17 protein-coding genes are annotated in these 18,988 nt (G+C 71.6%); 8 read left to right on the top strand and 9 right to left on the bottom strand.

Annotated elements, in window-relative coordinates; all coding sequences use genetic code 11:
* Positions 1 to 229, bottom strand: a 229-nt coding sequence (locus ABGB17_RS34150) for a hypothetical protein (protein ID WP_347637592.1), incomplete at its 3' end; no start/stop codon positions are given.
* Between the two features lie 204 nt (positions 230 to 433).
* Here ABGB17_RS34150 and ABGB17_RS34145 point away from each other — a divergent pair.
* On the top strand, positions 434 to 1,576 hold the full coding sequence (locus ABGB17_RS34145) for a cystathionine gamma-synthase (protein WP_347637590.1): 1,143 nt from the start codon (positions 434 to 436) through the stop codon (positions 1,574 to 1,576).
* 12 nt (positions 1,577 to 1,588) lie between these two features.
* Here ABGB17_RS34145 and ABGB17_RS34140 read toward each other — a convergent pair whose 3' ends face one another.
* The 4 genes from ABGB17_RS34140 to ABGB17_RS34125 form a co-directional block, all read right to left on the bottom strand.
* Positions 1,589 to 2,026 (bottom strand): hypothetical protein, encoded by a 438-nt coding sequence (locus ABGB17_RS34140; RefSeq protein WP_347637588.1) that lies wholly within the window; start codon positions 2,024 to 2,026, stop codon positions 1,589 to 1,591.
* Between the two features lie 180 nt (positions 2,027 to 2,206).
* A complete protein-coding gene (locus ABGB17_RS34135; protein ID WP_347637586.1) occupies positions 2,207 to 2,356 on the bottom strand; it encodes a hypothetical protein in 150 nt (49 codons plus the stop codon).
* 108 nt (positions 2,357 to 2,464) lie between these two features.
* Positions 2,465 to 3,697 (bottom strand): cation:proton antiporter, encoded by a 1,233-nt coding sequence (locus ABGB17_RS34130; RefSeq protein WP_347637584.1) that lies wholly within the window; start codon positions 3,695 to 3,697, stop codon positions 2,465 to 2,467.
* A gap of 227 nt (positions 3,698 to 3,924) precedes the next feature.
* Positions 3,925 to 4,230 carry a hypothetical protein gene (locus ABGB17_RS34125; protein ID WP_347637582.1) on the bottom strand — a complete coding sequence of 102 codons (306 nt, stop codon included), beginning with the start codon at positions 4,228 to 4,230 and terminating at the stop codon, positions 3,925 to 3,927.
* 190 nt (positions 4,231 to 4,420) lie between these two features.
* Here ABGB17_RS34125 and ABGB17_RS34120 point away from each other — a divergent pair, with 190 nt between their 5' ends.
* Together ABGB17_RS34120 and ABGB17_RS34115 are read left to right on the top strand one after the other, a co-directional pair.
* Positions 4,421 to 5,383 carry a HAMP domain-containing sensor histidine kinase gene (locus ABGB17_RS34120; RefSeq protein WP_347637580.1) on the top strand — a complete coding sequence of 321 codons (963 nt, stop codon included), beginning with the start codon at positions 4,421 to 4,423 and terminating at the stop codon, positions 5,381 to 5,383.
* Positions 5,380 to 6,033: a response regulator transcription factor gene (locus ABGB17_RS34115; protein ID WP_347637578.1), complete on the top strand. Its 654-nt coding sequence runs from the start codon at positions 5,380 to 5,382 to the stop codon at positions 6,031 to 6,033. Before ABGB17_RS34120 ends, ABGB17_RS34115 begins: the two co-directional genes overlap by 4 nt.
* A 9-nt stretch (positions 6,034 to 6,042) precedes the next feature.
* Here ABGB17_RS34115 and ABGB17_RS34110 read toward each other — a convergent pair whose 3' ends face one another.
* Entirely contained in the window at positions 6,043 to 8,001 is a 1,959-nt protein-coding gene (locus ABGB17_RS34110) for a hypothetical protein (protein ID WP_347637576.1), read from the bottom strand.
* 50 nt (positions 8,002 to 8,051) lie between these two features.
* A complete protein-coding gene (locus ABGB17_RS34105; RefSeq protein WP_347637574.1) occupies positions 8,052 to 9,542 on the bottom strand; it encodes a sigma 54-interacting transcriptional regulator in 1,491 nt (496 codons plus the stop codon).
* 122 nt (positions 9,543 to 9,664) lie between these two features.
* On the opposite strand from ABGB17_RS34105, the gene ABGB17_RS34100 reads away from it, so the two are divergent.
* From ABGB17_RS34100 to ilvA, 3 genes are all read left to right on the top strand, one after another.
* Positions 9,665 to 10,885 (top strand): FIST N-terminal domain-containing protein, encoded by a 1,221-nt coding sequence (locus ABGB17_RS34100; protein WP_347637572.1) that lies wholly within the window; start codon positions 9,665 to 9,667, stop codon positions 10,883 to 10,885.
* An 85-nt stretch (positions 10,886 to 10,970) separates the two neighbouring features.
* Complete coding sequence (locus ABGB17_RS34095; protein WP_347637570.1) at positions 10,971 to 11,948, top strand: ROK family protein; 978 nt, start codon at positions 10,971 to 10,973, stop codon at positions 11,946 to 11,948.
* Between the two features lie 61 nt (positions 11,949 to 12,009).
* Positions 12,010 to 13,224, top strand: a complete 1,215-nt coding sequence (gene ilvA, locus ABGB17_RS34090) for a threonine ammonia-lyase (RefSeq protein ID WP_347637568.1) — start codon at positions 12,010 to 12,012, stop codon at positions 13,222 to 13,224.
* Positions 13,225 to 13,234: 10 nt separating this feature from the next.
* On the opposite strand, the gene ABGB17_RS34085 is transcribed toward ilvA, so the two are convergent.
* Positions 13,235 to 14,677: a M1 family metallopeptidase gene (locus ABGB17_RS34085; protein ID WP_347637566.1), complete on the bottom strand. Its 1,443-nt coding sequence runs from the start codon at positions 14,675 to 14,677 to the stop codon at positions 13,235 to 13,237.
* Positions 14,678 to 14,935: 258 nt separating this feature from the next.
* Entirely contained in the window at positions 14,936 to 16,009 is a 1,074-nt protein-coding gene (hppD, locus tag ABGB17_RS34080) for a 4-hydroxyphenylpyruvate dioxygenase (protein ID WP_347637564.1), read from the bottom strand.
* Positions 16,010 to 16,138: 129 nt separating this feature from the next.
* On the opposite strand from hppD, the gene ABGB17_RS34075 reads away from it, so the two are divergent.
* Together ABGB17_RS34075 and ABGB17_RS34070 are read left to right on the top strand one after the other, a co-directional pair.
* Entirely contained in the window at positions 16,139 to 16,618 is a 480-nt protein-coding gene (locus ABGB17_RS34075) for an Lrp/AsnC family transcriptional regulator (RefSeq protein ID WP_347637562.1), read from the top strand.
* Between the two features lie 261 nt (positions 16,619 to 16,879).
* Positions 16,880 to 18,979 (top strand): transglycosylase domain-containing protein, encoded by a 2,100-nt coding sequence (locus ABGB17_RS34070; RefSeq protein ID WP_347637560.1) that lies wholly within the window; start codon positions 16,880 to 16,882, stop codon positions 18,977 to 18,979.
* The last annotated feature ends 9 nt before the right edge of the window (positions 18,980 to 18,988 follow it).

Below are 18,988 nucleotides of genomic sequence, written 5' to 3'. Positions count from 1 at the left end.
CCCCCACCCCGTCCCCCACGGCAGGCACCCGCCCCGCCCCGTCCGCCCCGAGCGGCCCCCCGTCCGCTCCCGGCGGTGCCCCGTACACCTCCGCCGGCACCGCCTCAGGGGCGAGGGGGACGAGAAGGGCGTCCCGCCAGGCGGGGAAGGTGACGGCCAGCAGGAGCGTCCAGGCCGCAAGCACCCACCACGCGCGGTGCGTCGTGAGCCGTGCCAGGACGTCGAGCATGAGCCGTCACCCCTGTATGAGCCGGTCGCGGGGGAGGGAAGGCGCCGCCGGGGTGGAGCGGCGGGCCGGTTCACCCTCATGGCGTCGACGCTAGGGGCTCCGGGCGCGGCTGCCATCGGACCGGGGGATGGTCCTCGTCTCGTCCTTTCGCCGTAGCCGGGTGAGGGGCGGTGCGGCCTCAGGGGGAGGCGATAGCGTTGGGGGATGATTGAAGGCTTTGAGACTCTGGCCATTCACGCAGGCCAGGCGCCCGATCCGCGTACGGGGGCCGTGGTGCCGCCCATCTACGCGGTGTCCACTTACAAGCAGGACGGGGTCGGAGGCCTGCGGGAGGGTTACGAATACAGCCGGTCGGCGAACCCCACCAGGACGGCGCTGGAGGAGTGCCTGGCGGCGCTGGAGGGCGGGGCGCGGGGGCTGGCGTTCGCGTCGGGGCTGGCGGCGGAGGACGCGGTGTTGCGCACGTTGTGCCGGCCGGGGGACCACGTCATCATGCCGGGGGACGCTTACGGCGGGACCTGGCGGCTGTTCGCCAAGGTCTACGAGGCATGGGGGCTGCACCACGACCCGGTGCCGCTCGGGGACCTGGACGCGGTGCGGGCGGCGGTGCGGCCGGACACCAAGGTCATCTGGGTGGAGACGCCGACCAACCCGCTGCTCGGCATCGCCGACATCGAGGCCCTCGCGGGCATCGCGCACGCCGCCGGGGCGCTGCTCGTGGTGGACAACACCTTCGCCACGCCGTACCTGCAGCAGCCGCTGGCGCTCGGCGCGGACGTGGTCGTGCACAGCACCACCAAGTACGCGGGCGGCCACTCCGACGTCGTGGGCGGCGCCCTGGTGGCCCGTGACCAGGAGGTCGGCGAGCGGCTGGCGTACAACCAGAACGCGATGGGGGCGGTGGCGGGGCCGTTCGACGCCTGGCTGACCCTGCGCGGGCTGAAGACGCTCGCGGTACGCATGGACCGGCACTGCGACAACGCCGAGCGTGTCGTGGACCTTCTGCTGTCGCACCCCCGCGTCACCGAGGTGTACTACCCGGGGCTGGCGCACCACCCGGGGCACGAGGTGGCCGCCAAGCAGATGCGCCGGTCCGGCGGCATGGTCTCGTTCCGCGTCGCGGGTGGCGAGGAGGAGGCCGTGGCGATCTGCGACCGCACGGAGATCTTCATCCTCGGCGAGTCCCTGGGCGGGGTGGAGTCGCTGATCGAGCACCCGGGGCGCATGACGCACGCCTCGGTCGCCGGGTCGGCCCTTGAGGTGCCCGGCGACCTGGTGCGCCTGTCGGTGGGCATCGAGTCGGTGAGCGACCTGCTCGCCGACCTCAGCCAGGCGCTCGGCGGCTGAGGGGCCCGCGGCTCAACTGGTGGGGTTGAACCACACCATCAGCACCAGGATGATCAGCCAGATGAGCGCCATGATGCCGCCCAGCATGGCGATGCGTCCGGTCTGCACCTTGGCGTCGTCCTCCGGCGTCTCGCTGGACAACACGCGGATGGCGGTGCGCTGGTCACGCTCGATCATGACCAGCAGCACCGCCCCCACGATGAACAGCGTCATCGACACCGACAGGTACGGCTTGGCGAGCGCGGCACGGCCGAGCGCCAGGCCGAACAGGAAGACGCCGATGGTGAGCAGGCCGAAGACACGCGTGGTGCGGTTCAGGAACCGCAGCACGCCGACGTCCTTGGCCCTGATGAATCGGGGCGTGTAGCTGGCGGCCACGGTCACCGGACCGATAGCGAAGATCGCGAAGGCGATGTGCAGCCAGAGCAGTAGGTAGTCGAAGAACGACATGCGGTTGAGGCTATCGCCTCGGTGATCAGCAGGGGAACGCCCCGGGCCGTGGAGGTGCGAAAGGAATCAGGGCGAACGCCCCGAGAGCGGACGTCTCCGTTGGCCTTCAGGGGCCATAGGAGGACTCGGTGGGCCTCGGGAGGACGGGATGGACCTCGGGGACCCGGGGGGCCTCGGGCCTCAGCGGACCTCGGCGGGGGCGCGCAGTCCGGTGTGCGCGTGGCCCCGGCCGGACGGCGTGCGCCGCCGCCGCGGCCGGTTGTTCACGGTCATCTCGTACAGGGGCACCGTGATGATCATGGTGAACAGGATGAACGCCGCCGCGAACATGGCTTTTCTCCCTTCGTGACAGGAAAAGAGTGGGCGGCTTTTCCGAAGCGGGCGTAATGAATAGCCTCAATTAACATCGTGTGGCATTGCAGGCCGATCGGCAACGAATTAACGGCCCGCCGCATACGGTTCCGCCTCTGACATGGGACGATGCCGGTTCTCCCCGTACGTGGAGCAACGCCGCGACCGCAGCACCCGGGCCAGGAGGTGCGAACGCCCGGCCGCCACCGGCCCGAGCACGGCGAGCACCAGCACGTAGCCCGCGATGAACGGCGCGAGGCGGCGGTCCAGGCCCGCCCCCGCGGCCATGGCGCCGAGGATGAGCGCGAACTCGCCCCGCGCCAGCAGGGTGGCCGCGATGTCCGCGGCGGGCCCCGGGCCGTGGCCGTGCAGGCGGGCCGCGAACAGCCCCGCGGCGACGTTCATGACGACGGTCAGCGCGGCGGCCGCCGCCACCAGGGCCGCGACGGACGCGACGTCCCCGGGGTCGATGGACAGGCCGAAGGCGAAGAAGAAGATCGCGGCGAAGGCGTCACGCAGCGGGTGGACCAGCTCGCGGATGCGCGGCGCGGACGGGGTGCCCGCGAGGATCAGGCCGACCATGAAGGCGCCGATCGCGTCGGCGACGCCGAGGGACTCGGAGATCCCCGCGATCAGGACGGCGGCGCCGAGGAAGCTCACCACCAGCAGCTCGTCGTCCCGCACCGCGATCAGGCGGCCGACCAGCCGGGTGCCGTACCGGGCGGCCACCGCGAGCAGCAGCAGGAAGCCGAACGCCTTGGCGGCCTGCAGGACCGTCTCAGCGGCTCCCTGGGCGCCGCTGAGGACCGGCTGGAGGGCCGCGAGGTACAGGGCGAGGAAGATGTCCTCGACGACGATGACGCCGAGGATGAGGCGCGTCTCGGGCCTGCCGATGCGCCCCAGGTCGATGAGGATCTTGGTGACGATCGCGGACGACGAGATGCCGAGCACCCCGGCCAGCACCAGCGCCTCCCGCGCGCCCCAGCCGAGCGCGAACCCGAACCCGAGCCCCGCCCCGACGTTCAGCAGCAGATAGACGCCTCCGGCGGCGAGCAGCCGTCTGCCGCCGCTCCGGAGGTCGTCGAGGTGGAACTCCAGCCCCAGGGAGAAGAGCAGGAGCACCAGCCCGAGCGCGGACAACATCTCCAGTTCGTCCGCGTCCCCGACCAGCACGACGCCGGGCGTGTGCGGGCCGAGCAGGATGCCCGCGAGCATGAACAACGGGATCGTCGGCAACCCGATCCTGCGCCCGAGCCGGGCGAGCAGCGCGGCCGCCAGGAAGGCGCCCCCCATGGCGAGCAGAGTGCCGGCATGTCCCACGGGTCACCACCTTCCGTGCGCGTCGGGCCGGCGTCGTGCGTGTACGAGCTGGATGAGTCCTCCTCCGAGGCCGGACGCCCGGAGCGTTCCGGGCCGGACCGGCTGCCAATGTCCTGGCTATATCGGGTGATATAAGCGTTTTTTTATTGTTAAAAGGGACAACGTGCGGCCGGGGCCGCAATGGACTTCCGCCCACCTCACGGAATCCGTACGAGCCCCGGCCGGTCTCAGTGCCGCCGGTGTGGTGCCGGCCGGTCGTGGTGGTGGTCGCGGTGGCGGCCGAGCAGGCACTCGACCAAGCCGGCCATGATGAGGCCGGCGGCGATCAGCACGCCCTGGCCGCGCAGCAGGCCCACGGTCAGGAGTGTGAGACCCGCGGCGAGGAACAGCAGCAGCCCCGTGCGTTGGCGCCTCACCGGCGGGGCCTGCGCGAGGGGCGCGGCGCGGTCCTTCGTCCGCGCCGTGGGGGGTGTGGCGCGGTCCTTCGTCCGCGCCGCGAGAACGGAACGGGTGCGGTCGTCGGTGTGCGCCATGGCTCCTCCCCCCGAAGGCTCCGCCGGTGAGGCTCTTCCAGCCTCTCCCGCGGGCGGGGGTGGACGCCATCCGTGCCACCCCCCATTTCGCCTGGTGGGCGACGTGCAGACGGTGGCCCCATATGGGTGGTGGCACCGATGGCGCGTCCCCGGTGGGCATGGTCATAGTGGAGAGGAGAGGGGGACGCGGGTGTCGTTGTTCTGGAGGATCTTCCTGCTGAACGCCGTCGTGCTGGTCGTGGCCGTGGGGCTGCTGCTCGGGCCGGTCACCGTCTCCACGCCCGTGCTGTTCACCGAGGCGGCGATCCTGGTGGTGGGGCTGGCCGCCATGCTGGTCGCCAACGCCGCGCTGCTGCGTGTCGGCCTCTCGCCGGTGCGGCGGCTGACCCGGGCCATGTCCACCACGGACCTGCTGCGCCCGGGGCGGCGGCCCGCGCCGGGCGGGCGCGGCGAGGTGGCCGAGCTGATCCGCACCTTCAACACCATGCTCGACCGGCTGGAGTCCGAGCGGGCCGGCAGCGCCGCCCGCGCCCTGTCCGCGCAGGAGGCCGAGCGCCACCGCGTCGCCCAGGAACTGCACGACGAGGTGGGGCAGACCCTCACCGCCGTGCTGCTGGAGCTCAAGCGTGTCGCCGGTCACGCCCCCGAGCCGGTGCGCGAGGAGATCCACCAGGTGCAGGAGACCACGCGCACCGGGCTGGACGAGATCCGCCGCATCGCGCGGCGCCTGCGCCCCGGGGTGCTCGAGGAGCTCGGGCTGTCCAGCGCGCTCAAGGCCCTCGCGGGCGAGTTCTCCACCCCCGGCCTGGCCGTGCACCACCACGTGGAGCCCGGCCTGCCGCCGCTGGACAAGGACACCGAGCTCGTGCTGTACCGCGTCGCCCAGGAGGGCCTCACCAACATCGCGCGCCACGCGGGTGCCCGGCACGTCGATCTGACGCTGCGCCGAACGTCCGGCGGCGTGGAGCTGCGCGTCCGCGACGACGGCCGCGGCCCCGGCGGCGCCCCGGAGGGCTCCGGCATCCAGGGCATGCGCGAGCGGGCTCTGCTCATCGGGGCCGCGCTCAGCGTGGGCCCCGTCCCCGAGGGCGGCACCGAGGTCCGCCTGACCGTGCCGGCGCACCGGGAGCACACCGTGGAGGAAGGCAGATGACGGCCGCCACACGCATCCTGCTGGCCGACGACCACGCGCTGGTGCGGCGGGGCGTGCGGCTCATCCTGGACGGCGAGCCGGGCCTGACCGTCGTCGCCGAGGCCGGGGACGGCGCCGAGGCCGTGGCGCTGGCCCGTGAGCACCGGCCGGACCTCGCGATCCTGGACATCGCGATGCCGCGCATGACGGGCCTGCGGGCGGCGCGCGAGTTGTCCCGCCAGTGGCCGGAGATGCGCATCCTCATCCTGACCATGTACGACAACGAGCAGTACTTCTTCGAGGCGCTGAAGTCCGGCGCCTCCGGCTACGTCCTGAAGTCCGTCGCCGACCGCGACCTCGTGGAGGCCTGCCACGCCGCCATGCGCGGCGAGCCCTTCCTGTACCCGGGCGCGGTCACCGCCCTGATCCGCGACTACCTCGACCGCGTGCGGGAGGGCGGCACCGTCCCCCCGAGGGCGATCACCGAGCGTGAGGAGGAGATCCTCAAGCTCGTCGCCGAGGGCCACACCTCGCAGGAGATCGCGAACATGCTCGTCATCAGCGTCAAGACCGTCGAACGGCACCGGGCGAACCTGCTGCAGAAGCTCGGCATGAAGGACCGCCTGGAACTCACCCGCTACGCCATCCGCGTGGGCCTGATCGAGCCGTAGCCGGACAGGTCAGCGGGTGCGGCGGACGCGGAGGAAGTCGTTCACCACGTATTCGCCCAGGCGGTCGGCGCTCGGGGAGAAGACCCGGCCGCCGTTGCGGCGGGCCACCTCGTCCACGAAGTCCTTCAGGCGTTCGTCGGTGGCGAGCATGAAGACGTTGATCGTGGCGCGGCGGCGGGTCATCTTGTCCACCTCGGCCAGGGTGAGTTCCAGCGTCTCGCGGGACGGGGGCCACTCGAACCAGTAGCGGCCGTTGCGCATCAGGTGGGCGGTCGGTTCGCCGTCCGTCACCACCAGGACGACCGGTTCGAAGTCGGGGTGGCGGTCCAGGTGGCGGCCGGCGATCAGCAGGGCGTGGTGCAGGTTGGTGCCCTGCACCATGTCCCACTCCAGGCCCGCCAGTTCCTCGGGCTGCAACACCCGGGCGTAGTTGGAGAAGCCGATGATCTGCACGGCGTCGCCGGGGAACTTGGACGCCACCAGGGCCTGCAGGGCGAGTGCGGTCTGCTTGGCGGGTGCCCAGGTGCCGCGCAGGGCCATCGAGTACGACAGGTCCACCAGCAGGCACACCGCCGCCGCGGTACGGCGTTCGGTCTCGGCCACCTCGAAGTCGTCCACCGACAACGCCACCCGGGCGCGCCGGTCGCCGGACGAGCCGCGCCGCACGCCGTTCACCAGGGTGCGCACCACGTCGATGGGCTGCTCGTCGCCGAACCGCCAGGGGCGTGAGGTGCCGGTGAGCTCCCCGGCGGCCCCGGCGTCCCGCTGGTCGTGGTCGCCGCGGCGCCCGCCGTCCAGGGAGTCGAACACCCGCCGCAGCGCGGTCTCGCCGAGGCGGCGCACGGCCTTCGGGGTGAGCTCCAGCTTGCCGCGCCGGCGCAGGAGGTAACCCTGCTGCTCCAGCTCGCGCTCGATCTGCCTGAGCGCTTCCAGGTCGTCCACGGCGGACCGGCCGAGGGCGCGGCGGATCGCGGCCTCGTCCACGTCGTCCAGCCGGGCGCCGGGGTAGTCCTGCCGCAGCGCCTCCTCGAGCTGGCTGAGGTCGGCCAGTTCCTCCAGCGCGGTGACGGCGTCGCCCATGCCGAGGGACTGCTCGCCCTCCATGCGCTCGGAGCCGTCCCAGGCGAGGTCGGGGCGGCGGGCGTACAGGGCTTGGCCGAGGCGGTTCATCTGGTCGCGCAGGCCGGCCTGCTCAAGGGTCTGGTCGATCAGGGCCTGCAGTTCCTCGCGCTGCTGCGGGGTCATCGAGGCGAGCATGCGCTGCGCGGCGGCGGCCCGGCGGGCCAGGATGTCGACGAGTTCGCCGAGGTTGCGGGGCTTCTCCGGGAAGAAGTCCCCGTACTTGTCCATGAACCGGTCAAAGTCCTCCTGGGTGTGCTCCCCGCGCGCGTCCCGGTCGAGCATGTCGTTCAGGTCGGACATCATCTGCCTGACCCGCTCCATGGCCTGCGGGTCGGGGTTGGCCAGCGCGTCCCGCATGCCGCGGAACCGGCTGTCCAGCACCTCACGGCGCAGCAGATCGCGCAGTTCCTCGAACGTCTGCCGCGCGGCGGCCGAGCGCCATTCGTACGAGCTGAGCTGCCGTACGGCGCTCGCGGTGTCGGACGGCACGGAGTCCAGCTCGGCCTCACGCAGCCGGGCGTCGTCGGAGGGGTCGGGGAACAGCTCGGCGCGCTCCTGCCCGATCGCCTTGTCCAGCAGCGCCCGGGCCCGCTCGAGCGTGCCCGTCAGGTTGCCGCGCTCACGCACCTCGCGGCGGCGCTTGCGCACCTCGCGCAGCAGCTCGTCGAGCCCGCGCCGGTCCGGCGCCCCGGGCAGCCCGCGCCGGAGCAGGTCGCGCAGGGAGTCCTGGGGCGTGGAGCCGGACAGGATCGCGTCGCCCATCTCGTCGAGCGCCGCCCGCACGTCGTAGGGCGGTGCCAGGGGATCGGGCCCGTCGTGATACTCGCCGTATCGGTAGCCGCTCATCTCTTCGGAGCCTAACCGTCGTGTGTCCGATATGCGTGGGTCGGCGCGGCCTAGGTCCGGTAGACGGCGCCTCCGTCGACCTCGTCCTTGGAGAGGCGGCGCATGAGGTACAGGCCCTCCAGCGCGAACTCCAGCGCGGCGGCGGCGTGCCCGGGGGACTCGTCGCCCTCGCCCATGCCCACCTGGGACATGATCTTCGCGAGGCCGTTGACCGGGCCGATCTGCCGCAGCAACTCGGTGGCCGTGGTCAGCTCGCCCGACTCGATCTGCGCGCCCTCGGTGAACTTGTCGAGCAGCGCCGACAGGTCCATGCCGCCGAGCGTGCGGCGGAAGGTCTCCGCGACGGCGCGGCGCAGCAGGTGGGCCAGCACCTCGACCTCGCGGCCCTCCTCGCTCACCTCGAACTCGACCTTGCCGCGCAGCGACGGGACGACGCCGGGCAGGTCGGCCACGCGGGTGACCGGCCGCTCCTCGCCGGTGAGGGCGGCCCGCCGTACGGCGGAGGCGGCGGCGGTCTCCGCGGCGGCGATGGCGAAGCGCGCCGAGACGCCGGAGCGGGAGTCCACCGCGGTGGACTCGCGGACCAGGCGGGTGAAGCGGGCGATGACCTCGATCAGGTGGTCCGGCAGCTCGGCCCCGCCGGGCGCGTCGGCGTCGCCCCACAGGAGCGTGGCCTCCTGGCGGATCAGCGCCAGCTCGTCGTCCAGCGTGAGGGGGTAGTGGGTGCGGATCTCGGCGCCGAAGCGGTCCTTCAGCGGGGTGATGATGCGGCCGCGGTTGGTGTAGTCCTCGGGGTTGGCGCTGGCGATCAGCAGGACGTCCAGCGGCAGGCGCAGGTTGTAGCCGCGCACCTGGATGTCGCGTTCCTCGAGGACGTTGAGCAGGGACACCTGGATGCGCTCGGCCAGGTCGGGCAGCTCGTTGACCGAGAACACGCCGCGGTTGGTGCGGGGGACCAGGCCGTAGTGCACGGTCTCCGGGTCGCCCAGGGTGCGTCCCTCGGCGATCTTGATGGGGTCGACGTCGCCGATCAGGTCGCCCACCGAGGTGTCGGGGGTGGCGAGCTTCTCGCCGTACCGGTCGTCGCGGTGCTTCCACGCCACGGGCAGGTTCCCGCCCGCCTCGGCGGCCAGCTTCACGCAGCGCACGCAGGTGGGGACGTACGGGTGGTCGTTGATCTCGCAGCCCTCGACCACCGGGGTCCACTCGTCGAGCAGCCCGGTGACGGTGCGGATGAGGCGGGTCTTGCCCTGGCCTCGCTCGCCCAGCAGCACGAGATCGTGACCGGCCAGCAGGGCACGCTCCAGGTGCGGCAGCACGGTGTCCTCGAATCCCACGATGCCCGGGAATCTCGGTGCGCCTGAGCGTAGTCTGGCCAGCAGGTTCTCGCGGATCTCCGCCTTGACCGAACGGTAGGTGTGTCCGCTCTCGCGTAGTTGGTGGAGAGTGCGCGGTTGCGGGGTTTCACTTCGCGGTGTGGGCGATTCATGCACGAAGACGAGACTACGTCGCCCGGGAAGCTTGTGGCAGCTTATGCACATCTCGGAGCTTGACCATTGTGTGACGCTGCGGGGGCGTCGTTACTCCGGTAGTGGGGAGAATTCGGCCAAGAGGGGCAATGTATGACACACGATGACTCCCGTCATAAGAGGAGGCGAGGCGTGTGGCGGTCTTGACGAGCCGGTTCTCGGATGGTCTCGCCGTGGGGTCCGACCTGGTGGTGGCCGCCGAGACCGCGGTGCGCCAAGCGCTCGCCGGCCTGTCGGGCCCGCCCGACCTGCTGTGCTTCTTCATCTGCGGAGACGATCCCGACGACGTCGCCCGGGCCGGGCTGCGGGCCATGCGCATGGCGCCAGGGGCCCAGGTGATCGGGTGCAGCGCCACCGGGGTCATCGGGGACGGCCAGGGCGTGGAGCTCACCCCCGCGGTGAGCGCCTGGGCCGCCAGCCTCGGCGCCGGGCGCGCCACCGCGTTCGTGCTGGAGACGCTGCGCATGGAGGACCGTTTCGTCATCATCGGCCTGCCCGATCGCGGACCGGACGACCAGGCGGCCATCCTGTTCGCCGACCCCTACACCTTCCCCACCGACGCGTTCGTCGAGCATTCCTCCGACGTGCTCGGCGATCTCCCCCTGGTCGGCGGGCTGGCCAACGGCATGCGCGGGCAGGGCTCGGTGCGGCTGTTCGCCGACGGGGAGATGTACACCGAGGGCGCCATCGGGGTCATGCTGAGCGGCCCGGTCAACGTCGGCACCGTCGTCTCCCAGGGCTGCCGTCCCATCGGCCCCACCATGGTCGTCACCCGGTCCGAGGACAACCTGCTGCTCGAACTGGCCGGGCAGCCCGCGCTCGCCCGGCTGGAGGACATCGTCAGCGACCTGGACGAGGACGACCGCGAGCTGGTCGCGTCCGGGCTGCAGATCGGCGTCGCCATGGACGAGTACGCAGAGAGCCACGAACGCGGCGATTTTCTTATCAGGGGCATCCTCGGCATCGACCCCGAGCGTGAGGCGGTGGCCGTAGGGGACGTCCTGGACGTCGGCCAGAGCGTCCGCTTCCAGGTCCGCGACGCCGCCGCCGCCGACGAGGACCTGTACGCCCTGCTGGACGCCCACGTGGAGCAGCGGGGCCGCATCGACGGCGCGTTGCTGTTCTCCTGCAACGGCCGCGGCTCCGCGATGTTCGGCAGCTCCGACCACGACGCGCTCGCCGTCCAGGACACCTTGGGCCCCATCGGCATGGCCGGATTCTTCGCGGCGGGCGAGGTCGGCCCGGTCGCCGGCCACAACCACGTCCACGGCTTCTCCGCCGCCCTCCTGGTCTTCAGCACCGCCCCACCGGCCCCCGCCACGTCCAGATCCCAGAGGACCACCCACAGCACATGATCCGTCTCGTCGTCCGCGCCGGGGTCCTGACGGGCCATGCGCGGCACATGGCCTGCCTCTGTGCCCGCGCCGAGGTCCGCCGCGCATGATCCCGCCCGCCGGTGCCTCCGGTTTCGTCCTCGCCATCGACATCGGGGGGACCAAGTTCGCCGCCGGCCTGGTGGACGCCTCAGGCCAGGTCCTCACCGCCGAGCGTGTCGCCACCCCGCCCGGCGCGAAAGCCCACACCCTGTGGAAAACCTTGCTCACCCTCATCGAGCCCCTCGTGGTGAACGGCCCCGGCCTGGGGGTGGGAGTGGGCTGCGGTGGCCCGATGCGCTGGCCCGAGGGCGTCGTGTCCCCCCTCAACATGCCCGGCTGGCGTGACTTCCCTCTGCGCGCCGCCCTGGCCGAGCGTTTCCCCGGGGTTCCCGTCCGCGTCCACAACGACGCCATCTGCCTGGCGGCGGCCGAACACTGGCGCGGCGCCGGCCAGGGCGTACGCGACATGCTCGGCATGGTCGTCTCCACAGGCGTCGGCGGTGGCCTCATCCTGGGAAACCGCCTGGTCAACGGCCCCACCGGCAACGCCGGTCACATCGGCCACATCATCGTCGACCCTGACGGCCCCGAGTGCGGCTGCGGCGGCCGGGGATGCCTGGAGGCCGTCAGCCGGGGCCCGGCCTTGGCCGCGTGGGCTCTCGGCCAAGGCTGGACCCCGGGGAGCTCTGAGCCCGGCCATCCGGAAGCCGAGGAGGCGTCCGCCCGCCAGTTGGCCGCCGACGCCGCCTCCGGCGACGAGATCGCCGAACGTGCCATGACCCGCGCCGGCCACGCCTTAGGCATAGCGGTAGCCTCCGCCACCCACCTCTGCGACCTTGATCTGGTCACCATCGGCGGCGGCCTCTCCCAAGCCGGCCCTCTGCTGTTCACCCCTCTGGAGGAAGCCCTCCGCACCCACGCCCGCATGCCGTTCTCCCGCCGCCTCCGCGTCCTCCCCGCCGCCCTCGGCCAGCAGGCCGGCCTCGTCGGTGCCGCCGCCCTCATCCTGGCCCCGGACCGCTACTGGACCGCCCCCGTGTGATCACCCCGCGTACGACGGGGCGGTGACCCGGCGATGACCGGGGGAGTGGGAGACTTCGGGCATGGCGCTTCCAGAGGTCACTTATGACGACGTCGTGGCTGCTCGTGAGTTGATGGCGGACGTCGTCGTGCGGACGCCGACGGTCTACTCGCGGGTGTTGTCGGAGATCGTGGGGGGGCCGGTTCACCTCAAGCTGGAGAACTTGCAGCGGGCGGGGTCGTTCAAGGTCCGGGGGGCTTATGTGCGGATCGCGCGGCTGTCGGACGGGGAGCGGGCGCGGGGGGTGATCGCGGCCAGCGCGGGCAACCACGCGCAGGGCGTGGCGCTGGCGTCGGGGGTGCTGGGGTGCAAGGCGACGGTGTTCATGCCGCAGGGGGCGCCGTTGCCGAAGGTCGAGGCCACGCGGGCGTACGGGGCTGAGGTGATCTTCGCGGGGAGCACTGTGGACGAGGCGCTGGCGGCGGCCAAGGAGCACGCGGAGGAGACCGGCGGGGTCTTCATTCATCCCTTCGACCATCGGGATGTGGTCGCGGGGCAGGGGACCGTGGGGCTGGAGATCCTCGAGCAGGTCCCCGAGGTCGGGACCATCGCGCTGGCCGTCGGCGGGGGCGGGCTGGCGGCGGGGGTGGCGCTGGCGGTGAAGTCCTTGCGGCCGGGGGTCCGGATCGTGGGTGTCCAGGCCGAACGGGCCGCCGCGTACCCGGCGTCACTGGCGGCGGGGCATCCGGTCATGGTGGAACCGCAGTCCACCATCGCGGACGGGATCGCGGTGGGGCGGCCGGGTGACATCACGTTCGAGATGATCCACTACCTGGTGGACAGTGTGGTGACCGTCTCGGAGGAAGCCCTCTCCCGGGCCCTTCTGCTCTGCCTGGAGCGCGGCAAGCAGGTGGTCGAGCCCGCGGGCGCGGCGGGGGTCGCCGGGTTGCTGGACCAGCCCCATGCCTTCGAACCCCCTGTGGTGGCCGTCCTCTCCGGCGGCAACATCGACCCTTTGCTGCTCTCCAAGGTCCTGCGGCACGGCCTGTCCGCCGCCGGGCGCTACCTGGCCTTCCGTATCCGCCTTCCCGACCGGCCGGGCGCCCTCGCGGAGCTCCTCGGCCGCGTGGCCGACCTCGGGGCGAACGTCATCGACGTCGTCCACGAACGCATGGCCCCGAGGCTCCAGATCGACGAGGCCGAGGTGCTCATGCACCTGGAGACCCGCGGCCCGCTCCACTGCGACGAGGTCCTCGCGGGGCTGCGCCGCTACGGCTACAAGCTGTCCTTCGGCTGACCGGCGGGGGTCAGCGGACGATGGTGGGGCGGGTGGGGCTGTAGAGCCACGCGTCGAAGAGGTCCTTCACCGGCTTGCCGCCGATCTGCTGGGCCAGGGCGATGAACTGCGGCGTGGTGGCGTTGGAATGGGCGTGGGTCCTGGTCCAGGTGCGCAGGAGCTCGAAGAACTTGTCGTCGCCGATGCGGCGGCGCAGGACGTGGAGGGTCATGGCGCCGCGGGTGTAGACGGAGTTGTGGAAGAGGTCGTCGCGACGGGCCTCGCCGGGAGGGTACTGCCAGATCTCCGAGCGGTCGGCGCCGTTGTAGCCCTCGAAGGTCTGGTCGGCGGTGGCGCCGCCGGTGTGCTCGGCCCACATCCACTCGGCGTAGGTGGCGAAGCCCTCGTTGAGCCAGAGGTCCTTCCAGCGGGTGATGCTGACGCTGTCGCCGAACCACTGGTGGGCCAGCTCGTGGGCGATGATGCTCTGGTCGGGGGCGAAACCGCCGTACATCGGCTTGGTCTGGTTCTCCAGGGCGTACCCGGCGGAGAAGTCGTCGATCACCCCGCCGGTGGACGAGAAGGGGTACGGCCCGAAGACCGTGGACCAGTGGTCGGTGACCTTGGCGGACGTGGTGTACAGCGAGGCGAGCTGACGGGCGTACGCGGGGTCGGTCGCGACGTACACGGGGATGCCGCCCGCGGTCTTGCCGGTGCGGACCTGGAACTTCCCGAGGGTGATCGTGGCGAGGTAGGTGGTCATCGGGTGGGACTCGCGCCACATGAACGTGGACCTGCCGCCCGCGGTGGCCGGCGGCTTGGTCATCTCGCCGTTGGCGACAACGGTGAGGCCGGCGGGCACGGTGACGTCGAAGTCGAAGGTGGCCTTGTCCGCCGGGTGGTCGTTGCAGGGGAACCAGGTCTTGGCGCCGTTCGGCTCGCTGGTGACGAACGCGCCGTCCTTGGTGGGGATGAAGCCGTACGTGCCGAGGTTGGAGGAGTTGCGCACCGGGTCGGGCTTCCCGGCGTAGTCGACCGCGACGGTGAACGACGCCCCCTTGGCGATCACGGTGGGGGGCGTCACGACCAGCTCGTCGCCGTCCCGGGCGAAGGTGGCGGCGGCGCCGTCCACGGTGACCTTGCGCACGGTGAAGCCGTGCAGGTCGAGGTCGAACCGCGTCAGGGCCTGCGTGGCGGCGGCCTTGACGCTGGCGGTGCCGGCGAGGTCGCGCGTCGGCGGGTCGTAGCGCAGCTTCAGGCCGTAGTGGGCGACGTCGTACCCGCCGTTGCCGTCGGTCGGGAAGTCCGGGTCGCCGATGCCCGCCGCGCCGGGCGCGCCCGCGGCGGCGGCACCGGACCGTTCGGTGGCGGCGGGGACCGCGCTCGGCGCCGTGGCGCCGTTGGAGGCCGAGCAGGCGCCGGCGGCGAGCACGACGGCGGAGAGCGCTGCTGTCACACGCGTGGGCCTGTGCATGCCGTGCAGCCTACGCGAGAAAGGGCAGGTCATCCGGTATCCACGGCAGCACCCGGCCGGAGCCGTTGAACTTTTCCCACCCCGGGGCCCTGCTCGCGAGGGCGTTTCTCCCTCCCGGGGTGGTGAATCGTCCCAGGTGGGTGCGGGCCGGCCCCTTCGGGGGGGACGGGGCCGGCCCGGTGGAGCGGCGTGCCATGCCGGACCCCTCCCCCGGGGGGCGGGTGGAGGGGGTCCGGACCTCTTTTCCGGGGGGAAGGGTCAGAGGTTGCCGCGCCGCTCCTGCTCACGCTCGATGGCCTCGAACAGGGCCTTGAAGTTGCCCTTGCCGAAGCCGAGCGAGCCGTGGCGCTCGATGAACTCGAAGAACACCGTGGGGCGGTCCTGCACGGGCTTGGTGAAGATCTGCAGCAGGTAGCCGTCCTCGTCGCGGTCCACCAGCACGCGTTCCCGCTTCAGCTCCTCGACCGGCACCCGCACCTCACCGATCCGGGCACGCAGCTCGGGGTCGTCGTAGTACGAGTCGGGTGTGTCGAGGAACTCGACCCCGGCGGCCCGCATCTCGCGCACGGTGCGCAGGATGTCGTTGGTCGCGAGCGCGATGTGCTGCACGCCCGGACCGCCGTAGAACTCCAGGTACTCGTCGATCTGCGACTTCTTCCGGCTGATCGCCGGCTCGTTCAGCGGGAACTTCACCTTGCGGGTGCCGTTGGCCACGACCTTGGACATCAGCGCCGAGTACTCGGTGGCGATGTCGTCGCCGATGAACTCCGCCATGTTGGTGAAGCCCATGACGTTCTTGTAGAACTCCACCCACTCGTCCATCTTGCCGAGCTCGACGTTCCCGACGCAGTGGTCGATGGCCTGGAAGTACCGCTTGGCCGGCGGCTGCACCAGCGGTTCCACGGGCACGTACCCCGGCAGGTACACGCCGCTGTAGTTGGACCGGTCGACCAGCGTGTGCCGCGTCTCGCCGTAGGTGGCGATGGCGGCCAGCACCACCTTGCCGTGCTCGTCCTCCACCACGTACGGCTCAGCGAGCCCGCGGGCGCCGGCGGCCACGGCGTGCGCGTAGGCGGCGTCCACGTCCGGCACGTCGAGCGCGAGGTCGATCACGCCGTCGCCGTGCCGGGCGACGTGCCCGGCGACCGCGGTGCCCGGCCGCACCGAGCCGCGCAGCTCGAACCGAGCACCGCCCGAGGTCAGCACGTAGGCCACCTCGTCGCGGCTCCCCGTCTCCGGCCCCTTGTAGGCGACCAGGCGCATGCCGAAGGCGGTGGAGTAGTAATGCGCCGCCTGCTTGGCGTTGCCGACGGCGAAGACCACTGAGTCCATGCCATGCACGGGAAATACATCGCTCATGGCCCCACCCTGGGGCGAGGTGGCCTATATGTGCAAGCGATAGGAAATTGAGGAGACAGGTTGCCTAGTCGAAACCGGACTTCGTCGGTAATGATGTACAGCATGACGATCGACGAGCTGGACGTCCGCCTGATCACGCTGCTGCACGCCGAGCCGCGGGTGGGCGTCCTTGAGGCGTCCCGCCGGCTCGGGGTCGCGCGCGGCACCGTGCAGGCCCGGCTGGACCGCCTGACGGCCGGCGGTGTGATCACCGGCTTCGGCCCGGACGTGGACCCGGCCGCGCTCGGCTACACGGTGACCGCGTTCGTCACCCTGCACATCCGGCAGGTCAGCGGGCACGACCCGGTGGCGGGGCTGCTGGCGAGGATCCCCGAGGTGCTGGAGGTGCACACGATCACCGGCGGGGACGACATGCTGTGCCGGGTGGTCGCGCGCAGCAACGCCGACCTGCAGCGGGTCATCGACCTGATCGTGGACGTCGAAGGCGTGGTGCGCACGTCCTCGGTGATCGCGCTGGACACGCCGGTCGTCTATCGTGTGCTGCCGCTGGTCGCCGCCGCGCCGCGGCATGGCACCAGGTGAAGGCCCCACGGGAGCTGGCCGGTTCCAGGGAGCCCCTTCACCCACGACGGCGCGTCCGATGCCCTGTCCTGACCCGTTCGCTTCCCCCGCCATACGAAGTTCACGAGGCGGCTCGACGGGCAGAGCACGGCTATCTATGGTTTAGATTGGACGGTCCGCCCAGCTTACGGGGGTTTAGCTGAGCAGCAGATCGGGGGTGACGCCGTGGGGGACGAAGGGAAAACCGGCCGGACCAGGCGACGAGTACTCCGTCGAATCCTGGTGGCGGGCGCCTTCGCCTTTCTCGTCGTCATCGGCGCGCTCGCCGTCGCGTGGGTCCTCACGCCGATCCCCGACACCACGCAGAAGCTCGCCACCGCGCAGGGCTCCACGATCTATTACCGCGACGGCAAGACCGTTCTCGCCCGCCAGGGCGTGAACCGCAAGAACGTCCCGCTGGACACGGTGCCGAAATACGTCAGGGACGCGGTCATCGCCGTGGAGAACCGCACTTTTTACCAGGACCAGGGCGTGTCTCTGCAGGGCACCATGCGCGCCATGTGGTCGACGGTCACCGGCAGCCAGCTCCAGGGCGGCTCCACCATCACCCAGCAGCTCGTGCGCAACTACTACAGCGGGCTCAGCCAGGAGCGGTCCGCGGCGCGCAAGCTCAAAGAGATCATGATCGCGCTGAAGGTCGACCGGTCCAAGTCGAAGTCCTGGGTGCTGGAGCAGTACCTCAACACCATCTACTTCGGCCGGGGCGCGTACGGCATCCAGGCCGCCGCGCAGGCGTACTTCGGCAAGGACGTCGGCAAGCTCACCCCCGCCGAGGGCGCCTACCTGGCCGCGGTGATCCAGCAGCCGTCCCGCTTCGCCTCCCCGCGGGGCGCCGACCTCACCGCCGCCGAGGCGCGGTGGCGGTCGGTGGTGGGAGCGATGGTGCAGACCCGGGCGCTCACGGCGTCCGAGGCGGCCACGATGACGTTCCCCGAGCTCGCCAAGCTGAAGAACCCGCTGACGCTGAGCGGCCAGAAGGGCTACATCATGGCCCAGGTGCGCGACGAGCTGAACCGCCGCGGGTTCACCGACGAGGAGATCCAGCAGGGCGGGCTCAAGATCACCACGACCTTCGACAAGCGCCTGATGGCCGCCGCGGCCCGCGCGGTCAGGGACACGCTGCCCGACGAGACCCCCGGCAAGGTGCGCACCGGCCTCGCCGCGGTGGACCCCGCCACCGGCGAGGTGATCGCCTTCTACGGCGGCAAGGACTACCGCGACAACCAGTACGACAACGCGTTCTCCGCCAAGGTGCAGGCCGGGTCCACCTTCAAGCCGTACGCGCTGGCGGCGGCGCTGGAGGACGGCATGGCGCTCACCACCCGGGTGAACGGCAACTCGCCGATCCGGGTGGCCACGGCACGCGACCCCATCCCGAACTCCGGCGGCGCGTCGTACGGCGCGTCGATCGACCTGGTGGAGGCGACCCGCAACTCGGTCAACACCGCGTTCGTGGACCTCGGGCAGAAGATCGGCCTGGAGAAGGTCGCCGAGGCGGCCGAGGCCGCGGGCATCCCGGCCGGCCAACTGGCGCTGCAGAAGGACTTCCCCACCTTCCCGCTCGGCACGGCCTCGGTGAGCGCCGTGCAGCAGGCGTCCGGTTTCGCCACGTTCGCCGCGCAGGGGGTGCACCGTGAGGCGCACGTCATCCGGGCCGTCACCGACGCCCAGGGGCTGGTGAGGAAGTTCGCCGCCCCCGCCGTGCGGGCGTTCAAGGAGGACACCGCCGCCGACGCCACCTACGCGATGCGGCAGACCGTGGAGAGCGGCACCGGCACCGCCGCCCGCCTGTACGACCGGCCGGTGGCGGGCAAGACCGGCACAAGCGACGCGTCCAGCTCGGTGTGGTTCGTCGGCTACACCCCCCAGTTGTCCACCGCGGTCAACATGTTCCGCGACGACAACAAGACGGTCAGCGTGCCCGGCTACGGCGCGCTGTTCGGCGGTTCGCTCCCGGCGCAGGTCTGGAAGGCCTTCATGACCGTCGCCATGGACGGCAAGCCGGTCAAGCAGTTCCCCGGCCCGGTGTCCTACGACCCGGACGGCGGCTGGTACGGCGGCCAGGGCTGGAACGACCGGGGCTGGAACGACGACGGCTGGCGCGACGACCAGCAGAGCCCCCCGCCGCCCACCGGCGGCCCGGACGCGACGCCGCCCGCCGACCCACCGCCGTCCGGCACCCCGGACCCCGGCCCCTCCGAAGGCCCGCCGAGCCCGCCCGACGACCCCGGTCCCACCGGAAACCCCGACGGCGACCCGAACCCCGAGCAACCCCCGCCGCCGGACGATCCGCCGCAGGACCTCATCGCCCCCCGCCGCTGACCGGCGGGT

Origin of the sequence: Sphaerisporangium sp. B11E5, from assembly GCF_039871875.1 — a bacterium.
Classification (GTDB): Bacteria; Actinomycetota; Actinomycetes; order Streptosporangiales; family Streptosporangiaceae; genus Sphaerisporangium.
The sequence above is the reverse complement of the archived record's forward strand: the minus strand, read 5'-3'. Positions and strand labels throughout refer to the sequence as shown.